The 19,287-nt window shown below is 62.2% G+C and carries 15 protein-coding genes and 1 pseudogene; 13 read left to right on the top strand and 3 right to left on the bottom strand.

What is annotated here, in order from left to right:
- Positions 1–412: 412 nt before the first annotated feature.
- Positions 413–1,126 (top strand): hypothetical protein, encoded by a 714-nt coding sequence (locus tag Q2K57_RS07710; RefSeq protein ID WP_304526519.1) that lies wholly within the window; start codon positions 413–415, stop codon positions 1,124–1,126.
- A gap of 461 nt (positions 1,127–1,587) precedes the next feature.
- Here Q2K57_RS07710 and Q2K57_RS07705 read toward each other — a convergent pair whose 3' ends face one another.
- Positions 1,588–2,661: a PAS domain-containing methyl-accepting chemotaxis protein gene (locus Q2K57_RS07705; protein WP_304526518.1), complete on the bottom strand. Its 1,074-nt coding sequence runs from the start codon at positions 2,659–2,661 to the stop codon at positions 1,588–1,590.
- 56 nt (positions 2,662–2,717) lie between these two features.
- On the opposite strand from Q2K57_RS07705, the gene Q2K57_RS07700 reads away from it, so the two are divergent.
- From Q2K57_RS07700 to Q2K57_RS07690, 3 genes are all read left to right on the top strand, one after another.
- On the top strand, positions 2,718–3,737 hold the full coding sequence (locus tag Q2K57_RS07700) for an IS30 family transposase (RefSeq protein WP_369700303.1): 1,020 nt from the start codon (positions 2,718–2,720) through the stop codon (positions 3,735–3,737).
- Positions 3,738–4,678: 941 nt separating this feature from the next.
- Entirely contained in the window at positions 4,679–5,131 is a 453-nt protein-coding gene (locus Q2K57_RS07695) for a MarR family winged helix-turn-helix transcriptional regulator (RefSeq protein ID WP_304526517.1), read from the top strand.
- Between the two features lie 89 nt (positions 5,132–5,220).
- Positions 5,221–5,649 (top strand): organic hydroperoxide resistance protein, encoded by a 429-nt coding sequence (locus Q2K57_RS07690; protein WP_304526516.1) that lies wholly within the window; start codon positions 5,221–5,223, stop codon positions 5,647–5,649.
- 132 nt (positions 5,650–5,781) lie between these two features.
- Here the strand turns inward: Q2K57_RS07690 and Q2K57_RS07685 are convergent, their stop codons facing one another.
- Together Q2K57_RS07685 and Q2K57_RS07680 are read right to left on the bottom strand one after the other, a co-directional pair.
- Positions 5,782–6,987, bottom strand: coding sequence for an MFS transporter (locus Q2K57_RS07685; RefSeq protein ID WP_304526515.1), 1,206 nt, complete (start codon positions 6,985–6,987; stop codon positions 5,782–5,784).
- A 61-nt stretch (positions 6,988–7,048) separates the two neighbouring features.
- Positions 7,049–8,236 carry an MFS transporter gene (locus tag Q2K57_RS07680; protein ID WP_304526514.1) on the bottom strand — a complete coding sequence of 396 codons (1,188 nt, stop codon included), beginning with the start codon at positions 8,234–8,236 and terminating at the stop codon, positions 7,049–7,051.
- Positions 8,237–8,517: 281 nt separating this feature from the next.
- On the opposite strand from Q2K57_RS07680, the gene Q2K57_RS07675 reads away from it, so the two are divergent.
- The 9 genes and pseudogenes from Q2K57_RS07675 (at position 8,518) to Q2K57_RS07635 (ending at position 19,283) form a co-directional block, all read left to right on the top strand.
- A complete protein-coding gene (locus Q2K57_RS07675; protein ID WP_304526513.1) occupies positions 8,518–10,272 on the top strand; it encodes a transporter substrate-binding domain-containing protein in 1,755 nt (584 codons plus the stop codon).
- Entirely contained in the window at positions 10,269–11,702 is a 1,434-nt protein-coding gene (locus Q2K57_RS07670) for a sigma-54 dependent transcriptional regulator (protein ID WP_304526512.1), read from the top strand. The genes Q2K57_RS07675 and Q2K57_RS07670 overlap by 4 nt, the downstream gene beginning before the upstream one ends.
- A gap of 333 nt (positions 11,703–12,035) precedes the next feature.
- A complete protein-coding gene (locus tag Q2K57_RS07665; protein ID WP_304526511.1) occupies positions 12,036–13,502 on the top strand; it encodes a sodium:alanine symporter family protein in 1,467 nt (488 codons plus the stop codon).
- Between the two features lie 102 nt (positions 13,503–13,604).
- Positions 13,605–14,589, top strand: a pseudogene (gene glsB, locus Q2K57_RS07660) (glutaminase B).
- Positions 14,590–14,758: 169 nt separating this feature from the next.
- On the top strand, positions 14,759–15,391 hold the full coding sequence (gene gmk, locus Q2K57_RS07655; protein ID WP_304526510.1) for a guanylate kinase: 633 nt from the start codon (positions 14,759–14,761) through the stop codon (positions 15,389–15,391).
- 82 nt (positions 15,392–15,473) lie between these two features.
- The gene (gene rpoZ, locus Q2K57_RS07650) at positions 15,474–15,725 is read left to right on the top strand and encodes a DNA-directed RNA polymerase subunit omega (RefSeq protein ID WP_112055607.1); all 252 of its coding nucleotides are present in this window, start codon (positions 15,474–15,476) and stop codon (positions 15,723–15,725) included.
- A 64-nt stretch (positions 15,726–15,789) separates the two neighbouring features.
- The gene (gene spoT / locus Q2K57_RS07645) at positions 15,790–17,931 is read left to right on the top strand and encodes a bifunctional GTP diphosphokinase/guanosine-3',5'-bis pyrophosphate 3'-pyrophosphohydrolase (RefSeq protein ID WP_112055608.1); all 2,142 of its coding nucleotides are present in this window, start codon (positions 15,790–15,792) and stop codon (positions 17,929–17,931) included.
- 86 nt (positions 17,932–18,017) lie between these two features.
- Entirely contained in the window at positions 18,018–18,407 is a 390-nt protein-coding gene (locus Q2K57_RS07640) for a RidA family protein (protein WP_112055609.1), read from the top strand.
- 336 nt (positions 18,408–18,743) lie between these two features.
- Positions 18,744–19,283, top strand: coding sequence for an acyloxyacyl hydrolase (locus Q2K57_RS07635; protein WP_304526509.1), 540 nt, complete (start codon positions 18,744–18,746; stop codon positions 19,281–19,283).
- Positions 19,284–19,287: the final 4 nt, after the last annotated feature.

Here is a 19,287-nt window from a genome sequence, read left to right as displayed (position 1 = left end):
CCTCCTTACCAGACATTTAAACTCTCCCAGTTCCGCCCCACTACCGTGCGACATTCGCGTCCCAGTCAAAGCGAGACAAAGATTTGTGGGGGGGAGGGGGAAGTCTTTACAACCTCTCAGCCAGCTAAAAGCGGCAGGTACGCTGAGACAGCACAGCCTCTGGACAGCTCCCTACCAAGATGTGATCGTTCTACAGCCCCTTGGAAAGGGTGATGATCTCTCAATTTTGCCTCACTGATCGCCGTGGGAAAGCCCAGAACTAGGGTATTTCCCTTGCCTAATTTACGTCGTAGCGTTACGTTGTTACGACACGTTGTGATGCATCGATGTTTCACTGCGTCGTGATGTGTCGTTGTCACTATGCTTATACCGGGAAACTTTTACTTAAAATTAAAACTAAGGGTAGAAAAAAATGTCCGAACTTTATAAATGGTTAAAACCAAATAACATTGAGCAACATAGATGGGCCGCCGATTACCTCTTCAGGAAAAACGTTTCACATAACCCCGACCCTCCTGATCCGCACCATTACCTAATAACACTTGACAATAGCGCTAGCCACGACCCTGCCTATATCTTGGCTGTAAGATCCATGAAGGCTGCCTGGAGGCAGAAGAAACTGAGAAAAAAAAGAAATGGGAAAACCGAATTCAGCTTAACAATAGGCAATGAAAAAAAGAAAAAGCTTAACAACCTTGCAAAGAAAAAAGGCAAGACACTGGGCGAAACACTAGAAGAGCTGATAGACGACGAAGCCCAAAGAAATGACGAATTGAGAAATGAAATTAAAAGGCAGAAGGATCTATCTTCTCAAAGCCTCGAATTAGCAAGAGGGGCCCATAAAAGAAGGGTCTATGAAATTGAAATGTACACCAATATTCTCTTATGCCTCCTCGAAGATAATTTGAACAAAATGATCCAATACGAAATGGATGCCTTCAAGGCTAACCACTCTTCAATCCACGAACACATCGGGACTAAAGAATTTAAAGACGAGAGATTTTTATCTGAAAGCGAAACAATAAACAAAGCCTTGAAAAAAGTCCAATCTTGGGCTCCAAAGACATTCCCATTGGATATAGTAACAAAACTAAATACAAAGCAATTAATTCACAAGGGGGAATAAAATGCCGCTGGAAATCGAAAAGACAAGACCAACACCCTCAGCATGCTTACAGCGTATTGTTTACCTATGAGAGGGCGCCAGGAGACTGGTCAGGAACCGAACGCAGCTATCGAACCTGACGCTCGGGTAACACGCTGAGTGTCGCCATGACGTTCAGGCTCGACTTTCTTGGCAGAGGCAGCGACGCAGGCCGCCGATAGGCACGGGTGTGGCGCTTAAGTAGAATGCTTCCAGTCCTCTAGCCGGCCAGCACTCTGACTGATCTGGCTGTGGCATGTAGCCGCTGCCTATCGGGGAGTACATTGGGGAGTACTGCCATGTTTATGTCACCAACAAAACATTCAAATCTATGATTTTAAAGTGGAAAATATTGACATGCCATTTTAAGATCCAGAATATCGAGTGATTCTTGCTACCTCACGCCGCCATGCTGAGGCGCTGTAACGCCCATGGCCAGCTAGTCACAGGCTATCGATCGCACGCGAGACCCGCTCGGCACCGGAAAGAATCTCGCTGATCACCGACTGCGTTTGGGCAACCCGCTCACGATTGGTAGCGCTTTGGTCGACCACTTCATTCATTCTTTCGCTGGCTTGTCGAATCAGCTCGTTATTTTCTCCCAGCACATCGGAAATCTTTTTGGCGGCCTCGGTCGACCCCTGCGAAAGCTGTTTGACTTCCTTGGCGACAACGGCAAAACCGCGCCCGTGTTCCCCGGCCCTGGCGGCTTCAACCGAGGCGTTGAGGGCCAGAAGGTTCGTCTGCTGTGCGATACGTGAAATGGTGTTGGTGATCTCGTTAATCTTATGGATCTGTTGATTGAGGGCATTGATGATGCCTTGAGCCCCCTCCACTTCAGACGCCACATGCCTTGCGGTTTTGACGGCTTCCTCAAGTTGGCCAAGACCATCATTGGCAATCGTTTCCGTCTGCTGAGACGTGGTTCGTGCAGATTCTACGGCGCGACGTGCGGCATGTTCTTTTTCAATGTCGGACGTAATATCGGTGGCAAATTTCACCACCTTGAACACATCCCCGCTTTCATCAACAACCGGGTTGTAGGTCGCTTCCAGCCAAACGATCTGGCCATCAGAAGCAATCCTCTTGAACTTCCCCTGCTTCAAATTATTTTGCGCTAATTCATGCCAGAAACCAGAGTTTTCCTGATAGAACTCTGGGGTGCAGAACATCGCATGATGCTGCCCCTTGATGTCAGCAAGGCTGTAACCTATAGCACCAAGGAAGTTTTTATTAGCACTAATGACATGGCCGTCAGGGGTAAATTCGATCACGGCCATTGATGCATCGAGTGCACTTAGGATGGCACCTTGGTCGACTGCGTTCTGGTGCTTTTCGGTCACATCACTGGCAATCTTCATCACATAAGCGACTTTGCCATTTCTACCCTCGACGGGCAGGTACGTGGCTTCTAGCCAAACGTCGCCTCCTGCAGCATTGATGCGCTGAAAGGTGCCACTTTGACTTTTTCCGCCAGCCAGCTCTTTCCAAAAGAGCTCATATTCAGAAGATCTCAACGTTGGCGGTCTCAATGACCAAGTGCAACACGTAACCCATCAGGTACGGTGTTGCCATGACCTACTGCTACCGCCATCTCACTGCTGAAGACCGAGCTGCCATCATGATGATGCGAACGACTCACTCGATCCGAGCTATCGCCTGTCATCTGGGCCGTGCCCCGAGCACCGTATCGCGTGAAATCGCTCGCCATACGATTGACTCCATCAAAGGCTACGATGCCAGTCTCGCCGGCTACCGGGCCCGCCTAACGCGTCATCGGCCACGTCAGCGCCCCAAGCTGCATCCCGACGGCGAGTTGTTCGAGGTCGTGGTCCATCTGCTGCGCAAGTACTGGTCACCGCAGCAAATAGCCCGCACACTGAAACGCATGTCTCCCAACGATTCACATCGACAAGTTTCTCATGAGGCCATCTACAACGCGCTCTATGTGATGCCCCGTGGCAGCCTCAAAAAAGAGCTCATCGCCTGTTTGCGGCAGGGCAACGGCAAGCGTCGGCCACGGAGCCGAGGCTCAGATCGACGCCAGCAGATTCCCGATCTGGTCAGTATCCACATGCGGCCGCCTGAGATCGAAGACCGCTTGATGCCTGGCCACTGGGAGGGCGACCTCATCATTGGCGCCAATAATCGCTCCGCGGTCGGTACATTGGTGGAGCGCACCACGCGGCTGGTGATCCTGGCGAAGGTGGATGGCACCACGGCTACGGCGGCGGCGGTTGGCTTCAGCGACAAGCTCAATGAAGTGCCTCGATCCCTGCGTCTGTCCATGACGTACGACCAAGGCAGGGAGATGGTTAAACATGCCGAGATCACCCAAAAGACCGGTACGGCCATCTACTTCGCTGACCCGCATAGCCCATGGCAGCGGGGCTCGAACGAGAACACCAACGGGCTGTTACGGCAGTACCTGCCGAAAGGCACAGATCTTTCTGTCTACAGCCAAGAAGAGCTCGACGCGATCGCGGACTCACTAAACACGCGGCCGCGCAAGACACTGGACTGGCGCACGCCACTGGAAGTGTACGCCGAGGTGCTCAAGAAATCGGTCGCCGGTCCCGGCACCCTTCAATAGCGTTGCACTTGGAACTTGAGACCGCCGTTTCTTGAGTGCAGAACATACGATGATGTTTGCCTTTTAAATCTTCAAGATCATATTTGACACACTGAAGAAAACTATCACTGGCATCCAGAATATTTCCCTTGACATCAAAGGTAATGCAGGGTGTGTTCGACTTGATGGCCTGCGTAAGCTTATCGTCCACTTTTCGCCTGATCATGCGCTTGTAACTCCCAGCGTAAAAATTGATCGTGAGATCAAAATATAATTTTTATTGCTAACAAAGTTGCTTCAACAATCTATTAAAAGCCACTTAGATAAACGCCGCATCATCACGCTTTGCCGATAAAGCGGGTTTCGGCCAGAAGGGCAGCAAGCTGCCTAGCGTTTCCGCACACGCCTGTTCGGGTACCAAAAAGCCCAAACCACACCGACAAAGCATCTACCATGTCGTGACCATGGCCTGTCGGGCCACGCTCGGGCCGTCCCTGGCGATGAAAATTTACCGATACAGTAATATCGGCTTGGTAGCGCTGCCCTGTAGGCCTAGCCGTGATGCCGTGCTGCATGACCCGATCACGGAAGGAAAAGTGGCAAGCAGGAGGCTCTCGTATGGCATGCTCTTGGCATGAGTGGTTGGCGTGGCAGTGCCGAAAAAAATCAATACCTTGGCCCGCTCGTCGCAACGGACTGGGCTCTTGCGTATAGTAATGAGGCTTGAGTAACGCCCATATCATCGCTTTTTTTGATCATTGGCCGCCTCTGAATCACCTTACATGTGCCAGTGATGACGGGAGCCTTCCACAGCTCGCCGCTTCGACATAACACATTGTTATAGAATGATTAACCATGCTTTTCTGTTACCCTTTTCAATAGAGCGTATCGGCAACACCTTAAGCGAACCTTAAGCTATCGCTTGCTAAACAATCGCACACTATCTAAATTGAGCCATGGACATGACTGATCACGCCGACGACGACAGCCTGCTGACACTCGACAACCAGCTTTGTTTCGCGCTGTATTCGACTCAGTTGGCGATGAACAAGCTCTACCGTCGGCTGCTCAACGAACTTGGCCTGACCTATCCGCAGTATCTGGTCATGCTGGTGCTTTGGCAGCACGGTCAACTGTCGGTATCGAAGATCGGCGAGCACCTGGGTCTCGACTCCGCGACCCTGACGCCGCTGCTCAAGCGGCTCGAGGCGCACGGTCTGGTCAAGCGCCAGCGCTCAAGCGAGGATGAACGCCGGGTCGATGTCAGCCTCAGCGAGGCCGGCGAAGCGCTTAAAGATCGCGCCCGAGACGTACCCAAGGCCGCCATCTGTGCCACCCACTGCGAACCGCAGGAGCTGGGGCAGCTGCGCGATGAGCTCAATGCCCTACGCAAGAAGCTCAACGCCGACGGCTAAGTTTTTTTGTCCATTTAAGTCGTGTGCTATTAAATAGCAAATAATCAATTGCTGCAAAGTTCCCACCGCCCACCTCCTGGAGAATTTCCATGTCGATCGAAAAAGTCCTCTATCGCGCCGAAGCCACCACGACGGGCGGCCGTGACGGCTCCTCCCAGACATCTGATGGCGCCCTGTCAGTGTCGCTGAGCACACCGAAGGAGCTCGGAGGCGCCGGCGGTAACGGCACCAACCCCGAACAGCTGTTCGCCGCTGGCTATTCCGCCTGCTTCATCGGCGCCATGAAGCACATCGCCAGTCAGCAGAAGGTCAAGCTGCCCGAGGCAACTCAGGTGGTCGGCCAGGTCGGCATCGGCCAGATTCCCTCCGGTTTCGGCATTGAAGTCGCCCTCAACGTCTCGCTGCCGGGCATGGATCAGGCCGCCGCACAGGCACTGGTCGATGCAGCCCACCAAGTCTGCCCTTACTCCAACGCCACCCGCGGCAACATCGATGTGACCCTCAATGTCGAGGTCTGATCGATGCCACCGCGTGCGGTGATGCTCATCGAGACGGGCAGTCTGCAGACAGCTGCACACGACTGCACAAAAAAAGCCGGGCCAATCGCCCGGCGTTTTTGATTCATCAGGAAGAGGTGGTGTCTTGGCGGTTTAGCCCTGCACCCTGCGGCGCCTCATCCACAAAAGGCTCGCAAGCGAGGTGCCCGCCAGCAGCGCGACGCCACCAGCGAAAGCCATGCCGGCAGGTGCCAGGCCGAAGGCGCGGACCGCAAGCCCGATGCCCACCACCGGAATCGACAGGGCGATGTAGGCCACGATGAAGAAGGTCGCGGCGACGCCGCCGCGCTGATCGGCGGGGCTTGCCTGCACGACCGCCCCCAGGCCGGCGCGAAAGGCCATGCCCTGGCCGATGCCCGCGACGAGCGCCCCGAGCAGGAAGAACACAAGCGAGGCAAGTCCAATGCCAATGCCTACCAGCGAGGCCCCGAGAATCACCCCGGCGCAGCCCAGCGGCAGCCGCCAGGACGGAGAGAAGCGTTCCTGTAGAAGCTGGCCGAGGGTCGAGGCGAAGAACACTGAGCCCGCGGTAAGCCCGCTGAGCGCCAGGTTGTCATAGCCAAGCACACCGATCATGAAGGCCGGCGCCGTGGCGGTGAAGAACCCCAGCAGGGCAAAACCGGCGAAGCCGGCGATGGCCGCGGGCAGGAAGATATCGCGAACCTCCTCTGGCACCTGCAGTCTCTGTAGCGTGAGCTTCGGCCGCGCCGGACGGGTCACCGTCTCCGGCGCCTTGAGAATCACCAGCGCCGCCAGGGCGGCCAGCACCAGGTGCACCCCATAAGCAAGGCGTAGCGGCCAGGGCAGGTATTCCACCAACAGGCCGGCAACGATCGGCCCCAGCCCCAGGCCCCCCATGTTGACGGCGGTAGCCAGAAAGGCCGCCCGACGCGGCCAGGCCATCGGCGCCAGCTCCATCACCGCCACGGTGGCGGTCGCCGTGAAGATGCCGGCCGACACCCCCGAGATGAAGCGGCCGACCAGCAGGCTTGCAAGGCCGTCACTGGACAGGAAGACCAGGTCACTGATGGCCGCCGCCGCCAGGCCGGCGCCCAGCATCGGGCGCCGGCCGAGCTGATCCGACCAGCGCCCGGTGGCCACCAGGGCGCCCATCACCCCCAGCGCATAGACGGCGAAGATCACCGTGATGGTCAGCTGCGAGAAATCGAAGCGCGCCTGATAGACCGGGTACAGAGGCGTGGGCAGGGTGGTACCCAGCATGGTGATCAGAAACGCAAGCGCCACACCCAGGAAGGGCAGCGCCGATGCCTGGGTGTGGCTATCGCCAGCAGTCGTCATGGTCTCTCCTTGTACTAATCTTGTACTGATAAGAGTCGCGCCAGCTCAGGCCGGCGCCAAATCAGGCAGGCACCTGTGTGGCTCGCTCCCGCGCCAGGGCGAACAGAAAGATCACCAGACCGGCCAGCGCCATGGCCATACCCACCAGCCCGGTGGCCGACCAGCCCAGACCCACCGTCACCGCCATGCCGCCCAGCCAGGCGCCGAGGCCATTGGCGATGTTGAAGGCGGCGTGATTGAGGGTCGCGGCCATGGTCTGGGCCTCTCCGGCGACATCCATCAGCCGGGTCTGGAGCGGCGGCACCAGGGCGCCACAGGTGCCCACCAGGCCGACGAACAGCATGCCACTCCAGATCTGATCGGCGGCCAGGAAGAAGCCCAGTTGGCAAAGCGCGGCCCAGACCAGGGCCCCGCCGATGGCAAGGCTCTGGTTAGCGTCGGCCAGCCGCCCGCCCGCATAGTTGCCGATGACGGCGCCCACTCCAAATACCGCCAGCACCAGCGGGCCAAGCGCCTCGGACATGCCGGCCTGATGGGTCAGGGTCGGCATCGCATAGCTGAACACGCTGAACATGCCGGCAAAGCCGACGCAGGCGACGGCGAGCGTATAGAGCACTCGCGGCTTGGTGATGGCCGAAAGCTCGGAGCGCAGGGACGCGCCCTCATTGGCCGGCTGAACCGGTACCCACAGCCGCACCAGCAGCGCGGTGCAAAGCCCCAGCGCTCCCACCATCACGAAGGCGGCCTTCCAGCCCAACAGGCCACCGACCCAAGTGGCCAGCGGCGCCCCGGCGAGGATCGCCAGGGTCAGCCCCATCAGCACCCGGCCGACGGCGCGGCCCCGCTCGTGGGGTTCGGCAACATTGGCGGCCACCAGCGCCGCCACCCCCAGGTAGACCCCGTGAGGCAGGCCGGCAAAGAAGCGCAGGGCAACGAACCCATAGAAGGAAGGGGCCAGCAGAGTCAGCAGATTACTGGCAGCGAACAGCACCATCAGGCCGATCAGCAGCCGACGACGGGGAATGCGTGCGCCAATCGCCGAGATCAACGGTGCACCGACCACTACCCCAAGGGCATAGGCGCTGATCGCCAGGCCCACGTCCTGGACCGCGATGCCGTAATCGGTAGCGATACGCTGCATCAGGCCCATGATCACGAATTCGGTCGTGCCGATGGCGAAGCCCCCCAGTGCCAGCGCCTTCTCGGCCCGGCGAGGGTTCGGGGTTGGACGAGTCGAATCCGTTGGCATGTCATGCTTCCTTGAACAATGATGACGCAACCGCCAGGCGGCGCGAAATTAGCAGGCTATTATCCCAGAGGCCGACACGGTATGCGATAATCGTGACTTTATTGTGAGACGGATCATCGGCGCGTCCCCGGCGCATCGAAGGGTTACTTCATGCCCCAGACACCTCCGCAGCATTGCCGCCGGGCCCCGCAAGCCCGGCCCGATCAAGGCCCCGCCCGCCTCAAGCACATCAGTAGAACCGCGAGTTAGGCCAACACATCGCGTAGACTCCGGGAATGCCCGTGACGCCGACCGACACCCCCCACTCCCTAAGCATCAGCGCCGCAAGACGGTGGCTGCCGCTGCTGTTCGTGGCATGCCAAGTCGCGCTGCCGGCCGCCGGCCAAGCCGCGCCGCCCTCCACCGGCGACGATCGGGTCATCGTGATCGGCGGCGATCACTACCATCCCCCCTACGAGTTCCTCGACGAAGACGGCCGTCCCGCCGGCTATGACGTCGAGCTCTCCCGAGCCATCGCCGAGGTGATGGGCATCAAGGTGCGCATCGAACTGGGCCCCTGGAGCGAAATGCGCCGCAAGCTGGAAAGCGGTGAGATCGATGTCCTGGAGGGCATGTCATATTCCGAGGCCCGCGACGCCACCTTCGACTTCGCCCCACCCCACGCCATCGTCCACCAGTCCATCTTCGCCCGCCGCGGCACCCCACCCGTGGAGCGCCTGGAGGAGCTTCGCGGCCAGGAGGTCATCGTCCAGCGCGGCGATATCATGCAGGACATGCTGATCGAGAAGGACGTGGGGGCCGAGCTGTTCACCACCGACACCCATGCCGACGCGCTGCGCGCCCTCGCCGCCGGCCAGCATGACTATGCCCTGGTGGCCAACCTGCCCGCCTTGTATCTCAGCCGTGAACTGGGACTGACCAACCTGGTGCCGGTCGCCCGCCCCTTCTCGCTGCGCTACGGCTATGCCGTCAAGGAGGGCGACGCCGACGTGCTGGCCCAGTTCAGCGAGGGCCTGGCCATCCTCAAGAACACCGGCCGTCATCAAGCCATCTACGACAAGTGGCTGGGCCCTCTGGAGCAAGGGAAGGGCCTGCCCTGGAAACGGCTCGGGCTGATCGGCGCCATCGCCTCGGCGCTGCTGCTGCTGATTCTCGGCGGCATCGTGGTCTGGAACCGCCTGCTCAAGCGCGAAGTGGCGAGCCGCAGCGAAGAACTGCGCCGCCAGCAGCAGCAGTTGATCCAGGCCGACAAGATGTCCTCGTTGGGCGTTCTGGTCTCCGGCGTCGCCCACGAGATCAACAACCCCAGCGGCCTGCTGCTGCTGAACCTGCCGGTGCTGCGGGATGCCCACGACGATGCCCGCCCGATCCTCGAGGCCCACTATCGCGACCACGGCGACTTCCCGTTCGGCGGCCTGCCCTACTCGCGCATGCGCGACGAGGTGCCCTCGATGCTCGACGAGATGCTGGAGGGCACCCAGCGCATCAAGCGGATCGTCGGCGATCTCAAGGACTTCGCCCGACAGGGCAGCCCCGATCTCGGCGAGCGCCTCGACCTCGACGAGGTGGTCAGGACCGCGGTGCGTCTGGTCGACAACTCGATCCGCCAGGCCACCGGCCGCTTCGAGGCGCACTACGCCGGCGACCTGCCCGCCGTGCGGGGCAACGCCCAGCGCATCGAGCAGGTGATCATCAATCTGGTGCTCAACGCCTGCCAGGCCCTGGAGGGTCGCGACCGGGGCATCCGCCTGACGACCCGGCACCTTCCCGACGACGAGGCCGTGACCCTGGAGGTGTACGACGAGGGACGAGGCATCGACCCGGCGGCGCTCACCCGGCTGACCGACCCCTTCTTCACCACCCGGCGCGAGTGCGGCGGTACCGGCCTGGGACTGTCGGTCTCGTCCGGCATCGTCCGCGAGCACCACGGCCAGCTGGACTTCGCGTCTCACCCCGGCCGCGGCACCACCGTCACCCTGACGCTGCCCGTGGCCTCGGCCGACGACGATGCCCCCTCCCACCAGGACGATCGATGAGCATGAACCTCTATCCCGCCTTCGGCCTGCTGCTGGTCGATGACGAACCCTCCTACCTGCGCAGCCTGAGCATCGCTCTGGAGCGCAGTGGCGGCATCAACCATCTCCACCGCTGCCAGGACAGCCGCCAGGTGATGGACATCCTGGCGCGCGAGAACATTGGCCTGGTCACCCTGGACTTGACCATGCCCCACCTGTCGGGCGAGGAGCTGCTGCGGCGTATCGTCGAGGAACATCCCGATGTCGGGGTGATCGTGATCAGCGGCCTGAACCAGGTGGAGACCGCCGTCGACTGCATCAAGCGAGGCGCCTTCGACTACTTCGTCAAGACCGACGAACAGAGCCGGCTGATCGAAGGCATCAAGCGCGCCATCCGCCTGCAGGAGCTGCGCCAGGAGAACCTGGCACTGCGTCAACGCTTCCTCGACGACACCCTGGAGCACCCCGAGGCCTTCGCCGACATCATCACCGACGACAAGGGCATGCGCTCGGTCTTCCAGTACCTCGAGTCGGTGGCGCCCTCCAGTCAGCCCTTGCTGATCGGCGGCGAGAGCGGGGTCGGCAAGGAGCTGATCGCCCGGGCCGCCCATGATCTGAGCGGCCGCCGCGGCCCGCTGGTCTGCGTCAACGCGGCGGGGCTCGACGAGGGCGTCTTCGCCGACACCCTGTTCGGGCATGAGAGAGGCGCCTTCACCGGGGCTGATCGCCCCCGTGCCGGCATGGTCGAACAGGCCGCGGACGGCACCCTGTTTCTCGACGAGATCGGCGACCTGAACCCGGCGTCCCAGGTGAAGCTGCTGCGCCTGCTGCAGGACGGCGAGTACTATCCGCTGGGCAGCGATCGTCCCAAGCGGGCCCGGGCGCGTATCGTGGTGGCGACCCATCACGACCTCGAGGCGTGTCAGCGAGAAGGCGGCTTTCGCAAGGATCTCTACTACCGGCTGCGCACCCATCAGGTTCAGATTCCCCCGCTGCGCCGTCGCCGTGGCGACATCCCGCTGCTACTGGACCACTTCCTCGCCGAGGCCGCCGACGAGCTCGGCAAGCTCCGGCCCACCTACCCGCCTGAGCTGCCCGTGCTGCTGGGCACCTACCCTTTCCCCGGCAACGTGCGCGAGCTGCGCGCCATGGCCTACGACGCCATGAGCGTCCACCGCTCGCGAACGCTGTCCATGGCGGCATTCAGGCGGGCCATCGATCCGGGCCTTGCCGGCCCCGAGCCGACGGCCGATGCGTGCGTCGAACGCGCCGTCTTCGCTCCCGGCGAGCCCCTGCCGACGCTGCACGAGGTCGCCGACCTGCTGGTCCGCGAGGCCATGCGGCGGGCCGAGGGCAACCAGTCGATCGCCTCAAAGCTGCTGGGCATCTCTCAGCCGGCACTGAGCAAGCGGGTGAAGAAGCTGCGCGCGTCCGGCGAGGAACCCCTATAACCCCGGCGACGGAATAACCAGGGTTATAGCGCCACATAGCCTTTTTATTTCAGAGACTTACTAAACACCGCCGCCCCGAGGCGCCTCGAGGTTATACCCCTTCACCCTCGCCGCCGAGGCCAAGCCCCGACAGAAATGCAAGAAAAAACAATCATGTAACCGATATATCGCCATCTGGCATGCCCCTTGCTCTTGATGGAGTGGCTCCATGACGAGAGCCGCGACATTCCAAGAACAAGAGGTTCAACGACCGATGCCCACCATAATCACGGCGGCCTTACCCGCCGCAAGCGCCCCCTCCGCCCAGTCAATCACCCGCGAGGGAGGTGCCGCATGCTCGCGTTGATCAACGACCTGCTGTGGGGCAAGCTGCTGATCGCCCTGCTGATTGCCGTCGGGGTCGGCTTCACCCTGGCCTCACGCTGCGTGCAGTTCCGCTACTTCGGCCGCATGTTCCGCATCCTCAGTGCCAGCCAGGCCTTCAAGAAGGACAAGCACGGCCACCTGAGTTCCTTCCAGGCGTTGCTGCTGTCGGTGGCCGGGCGAGTCGGCGGCGGCAACATCGCCGGCGTCGCCGTGGCCATCACCCTGGGCGGCCCGGGCGCGGTGTTCTGGATGTGGGTGGTCGGCCTGATGGGCATGGCCACCAGCTTCCTCGAATGCACCCTGGCCCAGGCCTACAAGACCGCCGAACCCGACGGCACCTACCGCGGCGGACCGGCCCGCTACATCGCCCGCGGGCTCGGCCGCCGCTGGACTTGGCTGGCCGGCCTCTACTCGGTGCTGCTGCTGGCCACCTTCGGCTTCGCCTTCACCGCCCTGCAGTCCTATGCCGTGGCCACCTCCTTCGATGACGCCTTCGGCATCCCGGCCCACTACACTGGCATCGGCCTGGCCCTGGTGGTGGGGCTGATCGTGTTCGGCGGCGTCAAGCGCATCGCCCGGGTCACCGAGGTGCTGGTCCCGGTGATGGCGGGGGGCTACCTGCTGATCGCCCTGGTGGTGCTGGGCTTGAACGTCACCCAGCTCCCGGACGTGATCGCGCTGATCGTGAAGAGCGCCTTCGGCCTCGAACCGGCCATCGGCGGCGGCATCGGCGCGGCGATCCTGATGGGCGTCAAGCGCGGCCTGTTCTCCAACGAGGCGGGGCTCGGCAGCGCGCCCAACGTCGCCGCCGTCGCCTACGTGCCGCACCCGGTCAACCAGGGCATCGTGCAGGCCTTCTCGGTGTTCATCGACACCCTGATCATCTGCTCCGCCACCGCCTTCATCATCCTGCTCGGCGGCGCCTACGACCCGGCCAGCGGTGCCGGGATCGACGGCATCGCCCTGACCCAGGCCTCCCTGGCCGGTCATGTCGGGGAGTGGGGCCGCAGCTTCGTCAGCATCGCGCTGCTGCTGTTCGGCTTCAGCACCATCCTCTACAACTACTACCTGGGCGAGAACAGCCTCGACTTCTTCAGCCGCGGCAATCGCACCCTGTTCAACGCCTTCCGCCTCGCCATCATCGGCCTGTGCATCTGGGGAGCGATGACCGACCTGGGCACCATCTTCGCCTTCGCCGACACCACCATGGGCTTCCTGGCCCTGGCCAACCTGATCGCGCTGATCCTGCTCTTCAAACCAGGGCGTCGCATCCTGCGCGACTTCGACGACCAGATCCGTGCCGGCATCAGGCAACCGATCTTCGAGGCCGACAAGTTCAGCGACCTCAACGTCGACCCAGCGGCCTGGGTGATCGAACCCGAGGATCGCGAGCGCGTGCGCCGCTCCCAGGCGGCATCGCCGACCACTCCCTAGCCGGGTTTCTGCTTCCGGACATCATCGGCCCGGCCGCGGCATCTGCCGCCGCCGGGCCGTCGCGTCCTCGCTCCCTTCGCGACGACCAGCCAGAGAGTTCTCATGGAAACGATGCAGGAATGGGTGGAAAGCCTGGAGCAACGCGCCAGGACCCGACTGGGCAGCGGCCGCGTCGCCGACTATATTCCCGCGCTGGCGCAGCGGCGGGCCGATCGCTTCGGCATCGCCATCTGCACCAATGACGGGGAGATCTACCGCGCCGGCGAGGCACAGGAGCCGTTCTCGATTCAGAGCATCGCCAAGGCGCTGCTGCTGACCCTGGCCTTGCGCGTGCACGGCGATGCCCTGTGGACGCGCGTGGGCCGCAATCCCTCGGGCATGCCCTTCAATTCCCTGACCCAGCTTGAGGTGGAGGGCGGCAAGCCCCGTAACCCCTTCATCAACGCCGGCGCCATCGCGGTCACCGATCGCCTGGTCAGCGCCTTCGCCACGCCGTCTTCGCGACGTCGCCCGCCGACTGTCCGCCAACCCGACGATCCACATCGACGAAGGCGTGCAGGCCTCCGAATGGCAGCATCGAGCCCGCAACGCCGCCATGGCCTACCTGATGCAGGCCTTCGGCCATCTGGACAACGACGTGGACGCCGTCCTGCAGGCCTATTTCTCCTGCTGTGCACTGTCCATGAGCTGCGTCGACCTCGCCCGGGCCTTCAACTTCCTGGCCGCCGGGGGATACGCCCGCCCCCTGGGCGAGCAGTTCATCGCGTCCGACCTGTCCCGGCGGATCAATTCGCTGCTGTTCACCTGCGGCATGTACGACGCGGCGGGCGACTTCGCCTACCGGGCCGGCCTACCGGCCAAGAGTGGGGTAGGCGGCGGGATCATCGCCATTGTCCCGGGCTGTTTCTCGGTCTGCGCCTGGTCACCGGCGCTGGATGAGCGCGGCAATTCGGTGGCCGCCCAGTACGTCCTCGAACTCCTCGCCGACGATATGGGCCACGGGTCCGGGGCCATCCTCAATACGGCGCCTGCGTCGGGGGCGCCGCCCTGGTGGCCACGCCCCCCGTCGAGCAGGGCGCCCCTGTGATAAACCGGGTGACGTTCGGCCTGACCCGCATCATCATGATCGAGGGCCCCTCGCCGCCTGAGGCAGGATGGCCGAACCGGGATGCTGTAGAGCAAGGGCCAATCTATGCGATACTTCGCGCCTTTCCGAGCCGCTCGCTCTTCAGCTGTCAACGTCAGGGACCTCGCTCATGCCCCAAGGCACCCTCTATATCGTTTCCGCCCCCTCCGGGGCCGGCAAGACCAGCCTGGTCAAGGCCCTGCTCGAGCATCTAGACGGCATCGGCGTCTCGGTCTCGCACACCACCCGCGAGAAGCGCCCGGGCGAGGTCGACGACGTCAACTACCACTTCGTCGACCGCGAACGCTTCGAGGAGATGATCGAGCGCGGCGAGTTCTTCGAGCACGCCCGCGTCTTCGATAACTACTACGGCACCTCGCGCCCGGCGGTGGAAGCCCGCCTGGCAGCCGGCGAAGACGTGATCCTGGAGATCGACTGGCAGGGCGCCCGTCAGGTCCGCGCCCAGATGCCCGAGGCCGAATCCGTGTTCATCCTGCCGCCGTCTCGGGCCGCGCTGCGTGCACGGCTGGCCGGCCGCGGCACCGACGACGAGGCGATCATCGAGCGGCGCATGCGCGACGCCATCAGCGAGATGTCGCACTTTGACGAATATGCCCACGTGATCATCAACGACGACTTCGCCACCGCCCTGGCCGAGCTCGAAGCACTGGTGCGCGGTCAGCGCACTCGGCTTGCACGGGTACGTGAGCGCCAGGGCCTGCTGCTGGCGTCACTCTTGTCACAGGACGAAGGGCTACAGTAGACTGCACGGTCCCGCAGCGTGCCCGTCGGCGGGGCCTTCGAACGATTTATCTTTCCCATCCCTCGAACTCAGGTACCTGATCATGGCGCGAGTCACCGTCGAAGATTGTCTGGAACACGTCGAAAACCGTTTCAAGCTGGTGATGATCTCCACCCAGCGTGCGCGTCAGCTGGCCCGCGGCTCCCGCGATGCCCTGCTGCCCTGGGAAAACGACAAGCCCACCGTCATGGCGCTGCGTGAGATCGCCGCCCAGAAGATCAACGAAAACGTGCTCAACGAGCCGATCGAGGCAGCGGTACGCCCCCGTCGCGAGCCCGAAATGGGCGAGGAATGACGCAACCGCGCTGAATTCTGATATCGTCAACCTTTCCTTTGCGTTCAGGGTATAGGCGTGCTGCATGTTCACCATCGATGACCTGGCCGACCGCCTAGGCGGCTATCTTCCCTCGGAGGAAATCCGCCAGGTCAAGCGCGCCTTCTACTACGCCGAGCAGGCCCATGACGGCCAGCGCCGCCGCTCAGGCGAGCCCTATGTGACCCATCCGCTGGCGGTCGCCAACATTCTCGCCAACATGCACATGGACCATCAGGCCCTGATGGCGGCCATGCTGCATGATGTGATCGAAGATACCGGCGTCTCCAAGAAGGCCCTCGCCGAACAGTTCGGCGAACCGGTAGCGGAGCTGGTCGACGGCGTCTCGAAGCTGACCCAGATCACCTTCGAAGACAAGGCCGTCGCCCAGGCCGAGAATTTTCAGAAGATGGTGCTGGCGATGTCCCGGGACATCCGGGTGATCATCGTCAAGCTCGCCGACCGCCTGCACAACATGCGCACCCTGGGCGCTCTGCGCCCGGACAAGAAGCGCCGTATCGCCCGCGAGACCCTTGAAATCTACGCCCGCATCGCCGGGCGGCTAGGCATCAACACCATTCGCGTCGAGCTCGAGGACCTGTCCTTCCAGGCCCTGCACCCGATGCGCGCCGAGCGCATCAAGCGCGCGGTGGGCAAGGCCCGCGGCAACCGTCGCACCACCATCCGCCAGGTCCAGTCGAGCCTGCAGAAATGCCTCGACGACGACGGTCTGCCGGGCACGGTGGTCGGGCGCCAGAAGCACCTGCTGTCGATCTATCGCAAGATGCGCGACCAGCGTAAGCCGTTTGCCGAGATCATGGACGTGTTCGGGTTTCGCATCATCACCGACGATGTCGACAGCTGTTATCGCATCCTCGGTGCGGTACACAATCTCTACAAGCCGGTACCGGGGCGCTTCAAAGACTACATCGCCATCCCTAAGGCCAACGGCTACCAGAGCCTGCATACCACCCTGTTCGGCACCGGCGGCATGCCCATCGAGGTGCAGATCCGCACCCGCGAGATGGAGGCCATGGCCAACAACGGCATCGCCGCCCACTGGCTCTACAAGGCCGGCCAGACCGAGCGGCCAATCGCCGCCGGCAGCCACGCCAGGGCGCGGGAATGGGTGCGCGGCCTGCTCGAGATGCAGCGCCAGGCGGGCAACTCCCTGGAGTTCATCGAGCACGTCAAGAACGACCTGTTCCCTGACGATATTTATGTATTCACGCCAAAAGGCGACATCATGGAGCTGCCCCAGGGCGCCACGGTGATCGACTTCGCCTACAGCGTGCATACCGACATCGGCAACAGCTGCATCGCCTGTCGCATCGACCGCCACCTGGCGCCGCTTTCGAGCCGCCTGGAAAGCGGCCAGACCCTTGAGATCATCACCGCGCCCGGGGCCCGGCCCAACACCGCCTGGCTGTCGTTCGTGATGACCGCCAAGGCACGCTCGGCGATCCGCCATGCGCTCAAGCATCAGCAGCATACCGAGTCCGTCCAGCTCGGCCATCGCCTGCTCAACAAGGCGCTTGCCGATTACGAACTCAGCCTCGAGGAACTGCCCCAGGACGCGCTGCCGTCGCTGCTCGAGGAGCTGTCGCTCAAGCGCAGCGATGAACTGCTGGAATCGATTGGCCTTGGCAACCGCATGGCCCACGCCGTCGCCCACCGGCTCGCCAGCAGGCTGCCCGACGACCAGCCGGCCAGTGGCGGTGACATCGGCCCCGGCAATGCCGAAGGCTCGATCGTCATCAGTGGCGCCGACGGCATGGTGATCAACTTCGCCCGCTGCTGCCACCCGTTACCCGGTGATCCGGTGATCGGCCACCTTTCGGTGGGCAAGGGTATCGTCGTGCACCGCACCGAATGCCGCAATCTGGTGGAACTGAGGAGCGATCCGGACAAGCTCTTCAGCCTCTCCTGGTCGGAGAACATTCAGGAAGACTTCCCGGTGGCGCTGCGCATCCACATGGAAAGCCGCCGCGGCCTGGTCGCCGAGCTGGCGAGTCTGGTGACCGACGCCGATGCCAACATCGAGCGCATCGGTATCGAAGAGCGCGACGCCCGACTGTCGATCGTCAACCTGACCCTGTCGGTCCATGACCGCGTCCACCTGGCGAGCATCATGAAGCGGATCCGCAACCTGTCCCACGTCGGCAAGATCACCCGCGTCCGAAATTAACGCCGTTTCTTTCCCCCCGTCCGATGAGATCGGGCGGGGATATCTGTCGTTTTATTCCACGCCACAATCACAACAGGAGCATTGTTATGAGCAACAAGGCCGTCATCAACACCGAGAAGGCACCGGCTGCCATCGGCCCCTATTCCCAGGCCATCAAGGCGGGCAACACCGTCTATATCTCAGGCCAGATCCCGCTAGACCCGGCCACCATGGAGCTGGTCTCCGACGACTTCGAGGCACAGGCCCGCCAGGTCTTCAAGAACCTGTCCGCGGTGTGCGAGGAAGCTGCCGGTTCACTGCAGGACATCGTCAAGATCAACCTTTACCTGGTCGATCTCGACAACTTCGCGATCGTGAACCGGGTGATGGAAGAGTTCTTCGCGACCCCTTACCCGGCCCGCGCCGCCGTCGGCATCAAGGCCTTGCCCAAGGGCAGCCAGTTCGAAGCCGAAGCGGTGATGGTGATCGGCGACTGAACCGATGGCGAACGCCATCGCCTGTTCCTCGCGCCAAGGCCCAAGCGGCCATGCGCGAGGAATGATCGGTGGTCCTCTTATCTCGCACTAGCACTCCCTCCTTGCCAGTGAGAGACGGCCCCAAGCCGACCCTTCGCTGCCTCATTCAATCCTCCCTCGTGCCATCCTCGTTCGCCATGCCAAGCCCCCTATGTCCGAGCGCGCTCCTCAGCGTATCCCTCGGCTGGCGCTATAATCAGCTAATACTCATCGAGTCCGTGACCACCGACGAGGGGCCACGCTTCGACAGCCTGGCGACTTCACCTGGCGAGTAGCGAGTTTGCGGGAGGGGCAGCCATGCAAGCAGACAAGCGAAGGATAGCAAGGCAATGCCAAGGGGCGGTGATCGCCCTCATACTCGGGTGGAGCACGGTCGAGGTACACGCCTGGTCGCTGGACCCCGGGCTGGAAGGCGGCGTCAGCAGTGAGGAGAGCCCGACGCTGACGCTTGGTCTGCATCACGGCTTCACCGCCCCGCCTTGGCTGCCTAGCGAGTGGCAGCCGTGGTCGCTGCAGTTATCCGGGCGCTTGCTGTTGATGCCCGGGCGCAACAGCGAGAAGTCGAATGCGGCGCTGATCCTGGCCCCCGCGATGCGCTACACCTTCGCCGGAGGCACCTTCGTCGAGGGTGCCGTCGGCGCTGCGATCTTCCTCAAGACCCACCTGCGCGACAGCGAGCTTGGCACTGCCGGCCAGTTCGAGGACCGCCTGGCCATCGGCTGGCCGTGGGGGCGCGGCGCATTCCATCTGGCCATCGCCCACTACTCGAATGCCAGCATCAAACCGCCCAACAACGGGCTGGAGGTGCTATCACTGGGCTATCGCTGGCGGCTGTAACGCC

The organism is Halomonas sp. I5-271120 (assembly GCF_030553075.1).
Lineage (GTDB): Bacteria > Pseudomonadota > Gammaproteobacteria > Pseudomonadales > Halomonadaceae > Onishia > Onishia taeanensis_A.
This window is presented reverse-complemented; position numbering and strand designations above follow the sequence as displayed.

Bases quoted from the DNA above. Each gene is read 5' to 3' on its own strand.
- Q2K57_RS07710 (WP_304526519.1), top strand. From the start codon at position 413: ATGTCCGAACTTTATAAATGGTTAAAACCAAATAACATTGAGCAACAT.
- Q2K57_RS07700 (WP_369700303.1), top strand. From the start codon at position 2,718: ATGACCTACTGCTACCGCCATCTCACTGCTGAAGACCGAGCTGCCATC.
- Q2K57_RS07695 (WP_304526517.1), top strand. From the start codon at position 4,679: ATGACTGATCACGCCGACGACGACAGCCTGCTGACACTCGACAACCAG.
- Q2K57_RS07690 (WP_304526516.1), top strand. From the start codon at position 5,221: ATGTCGATCGAAAAAGTCCTCTATCGCGCCGAAGCCACCACGACGGGC.
- Q2K57_RS07685 (WP_304526515.1), bottom strand. From the start codon at position 6,987: ATGACGACTGCTGGCGATAGCCACACCCAGGCATCGGCGCTGCCCTTC.
- Q2K57_RS07680 (WP_304526514.1), bottom strand. From the start codon at position 8,236: ATGCCAACGGATTCGACTCGTCCAACCCCGAACCCTCGCCGGGCCGAG.
- Q2K57_RS07670 (WP_304526512.1), top strand. From the start codon at position 10,269: ATGAGCATGAACCTCTATCCCGCCTTCGGCCTGCTGCTGGTCGATGAC.
- Q2K57_RS07665 (WP_304526511.1), top strand. From the start codon at position 12,036: ATGCTCGCGTTGATCAACGACCTGCTGTGGGGCAAGCTGCTGATCGCC.
- gmk (WP_304526510.1), top strand. From the start codon at position 14,759: ATGCCCCAAGGCACCCTCTATATCGTTTCCGCCCCCTCCGGGGCCGGC.
- rpoZ (WP_112055607.1), top strand. From the start codon at position 15,474: ATGGCGCGAGTCACCGTCGAAGATTGTCTGGAACACGTCGAAAACCGT.
- spoT (WP_112055608.1), top strand. From the start codon at position 15,790: ATGTTCACCATCGATGACCTGGCCGACCGCCTAGGCGGCTATCTTCCC.
- Q2K57_RS07640 (WP_112055609.1), top strand. From the start codon at position 18,018: ATGAGCAACAAGGCCGTCATCAACACCGAGAAGGCACCGGCTGCCATC.
- Q2K57_RS07635 (WP_304526509.1), top strand. From the start codon at position 18,744: ATGCAAGCAGACAAGCGAAGGATAGCAAGGCAATGCCAAGGGGCGGTG.